Origin of the sequence: Pricia sp. (assembly GCF_041745955.1) — a bacterium.
Lineage (GTDB): Bacteria > Bacteroidota > Bacteroidia > Flavobacteriales > Flavobacteriaceae > Pricia.
The window spans coordinates 1-2,588 of the sequence record NZ_JBGTHY010000320.1; the positions used below are offsets into that span (position 1 = coordinate 1).

Annotated in this window: 2 protein-coding genes; both read left to right on the forward strand. The window is 49.2% G+C overall.

The annotated features are described in order from the left end of the window. Nucleotides 1-177: 177 nt before the first annotated feature. On the forward strand, nucleotides 178-1,854 hold the full coding sequence (ilvD, locus tag ACEW8S_RS11680; RefSeq protein WP_373518326.1) for a dihydroxy-acid dehydratase: 1,677 nt from the start codon (nucleotides 178-180) through the stop codon (nucleotides 1,852-1,854). Between the two features lie 137 nt (nucleotides 1,855-1,991). Continuing rightward, nucleotides 1,992-2,588: thiamine pyrophosphate-binding protein (locus ACEW8S_RS11685; RefSeq protein WP_373518327.1), on the forward strand; the 597-nt coding region annotated here is incomplete at its 3' end.

A 2,588-nucleotide genomic window follows, 5' to 3' on the forward strand; every position in this document is an offset into this window, starting at 1 on the left:
CCTCCCCCCCTTTTTTTGATATGGAATTGAATATGATAAAAAAAATAGTTTATACTATTGATTATCAATAGCATGCGATAATTAAAGGATGATTGACATTCGATAGGTTTGAACTGTTAAATTCTAAGGAATCCAGAAACCTATATCTTTGAACAAGCTACCAAAAGAACTTTTTGAATGGAATTGAACAAATACAGTAAAAACGTTACCCAAGACCCAACACAACCTGCTGCCCAAGCTATGTTACATGCCATTGGCCTTACCGACGACGACCTGAAAAAACCGTTGATCGGTATCGGTAGCACGGGCTATGAGGGCAATCCCTGTAACATGCACCTGAACGATCTCGCCCAAGAGGTCAAAAAGGGTATCAACGAAAGTGGATCGGTAGGCTTGGTTTTCAACACCATCGGGGTCAGTGACGGCATTTCGATGGGTACGTACGGTATGCGGTATTCGTTGCCCTCCCGTGATTTGATCGCCGATTCTATGGAGACTGTGGTACAGGCGATGAATTATGACGGACTGGTAACGGTCGTGGGCTGTGATAAAAATATGCCCGGTGCACTGATGGCGATGATACGATTGGATCGACCTTCGATATTGGTCTATGGCGGAACGATCGCTTCCGGCTGTTTCAAGGATAAAAAATTGGATATCGTTTCCGCGTTCGAGGCCTGGGGCGAAAAAGTTGCCGGTACCATGAACGAAGCGGATTATAAGGGAGTTATTCACAATGCCTGTCCCGGTGCGGGAGCCTGTGGCGGTATGTATACGGCCAATACGATGGCCTCGGCCATTGAGGCTTTGGGAATGGCCCTGCCTTACAACTCCTCCAACCCCGCTGTTGGAAAGGAAAAGCAACAGGATGCGATACATTCAGGAAGGGCCCTGCGCCATTTGCTCGAAAACGACATCAAGCCCAGCGATATCATTACCCGGAAATCCTTTGAAAACGCCATTCGTCTTTTGACGCTTTTAGGCGGCTCTACCAATGCAGTACTCCATTTTATGGCCATCGCCAAGGCCGCGGATGTGGATTTTACCTTGGATGATTTTCAGAAAATAAGCGATACCACTCCCTTTTTGGCGGATCTAAAGCCCAGCGGAAAATATTTGATGGAAGATTTGCACCGTGTGGGCGGAACCCCTGCGGTCATGAAGTTCATGCTCGAAAATGGGATGCTACACGGCGATTGCCTTACCATCACCGGCAAGACCATTGCCGAAAATTTGGCCGAACTGCCCGGTTTACAGGAAGGTCAGGAAGTCATAAAACCGTTGAACGCCCCTATCAAGGAAACGGGACATTTACGTATCCTCTACGGAAATCTTGCCGAAGAGGGTTCCGTAGCCAAGATAACGGGAAAAGAGGGACTCCATTTTTCAGGGCCCGCCAAAGTATACGACGACGAATTCAAGGCCAATGCCGGCATTGGTAGGGGCGAGGTCAAAAAAGGCAATGTGGTGGTCATCCGCTACGAAGGCCCCAAAGGCGGCCCCGGAATGCCCGAAATGCTAAAGCCCACAGCTGCCATTATGGGCGCGGGTCTCGGCAAGGAAGTCGCCCTGATAACGGATGGCCGTTTTTCTGGAGGCACCCACGGTTTTGTAGTCGGCCACGTATGTCCTGAAGCCCAAGACGGCGGCACCATAGCCCTGCTCAAGGACGGTGATGTCATCACCATCGATGCCGAAAAGAATAGTATCTCCGTAGACTTGTCCAACGAAGAACTGGCCGAGCGCCGAAAAAACTGGAAACAACCCGCATTAAAAGTAAAACGCGGCAGCCTGTACAAATATGCAAAAACGGTTTCATCCGCCTCACAAGGCTGTGTTACTGATGAAATCTAAGCGCGCAGGCAGCCTGACCTGCAAGGTGTCATCGCTCCGCGACCTCTTTGTAGGTCTGCCACAAAGGCTGAATAAGAAAAAAGAACATAAATTAGAGAAAAGAAACTTTTTTGAACTTGATACTTGCACTTGAATAGATGGAAACATTGAAAATAAAGAAAGAGACCCCTAAAAAAAAGGCCAAACTAAGGATTTCTGGGGCCGAAGCCATAATCCACTGTCTTTTGGCAGAAGGTGTCGATTTGCTGTATGGCTATCCCGGTGGTGCGATAATGCCCGTTTACGACGAGCTTTATAAGTTTCAGGATAAACTTACCCATATCCTCAGTCGTCACGAGCAAGGGGCGGCCCATGCCGCACAAGGGTACGCCCGGGTAACGGGAAAAGTAGGTGTTGCCATGGCCACATCGGGGCCGGGCGCCACCAATCTGGTCACCGGATTGGCGGACGCGCAAATCGACTCGACGCCATTGGTATGTATAACAGGTCAGGTGCCCAGACATTTACTGGGTTCGGATGCCTTTCAGGAAACCGATATCATCGGTATTTCCACGCCCGTCACGAAATGGAACGTTCAAATCACCAAGGCCTCCGAGATTCCCGAGGCCATGGCCAAGGCATTTTATATTGCTAGGTCCGGTCGGCCCGGTCCCGTTCTGGTGGATATTACCAAGAACGCCCAATTTGATGAGTTCGACTTCAGTTATGAAAAATGTACCGGGGTCCGTAGTTAT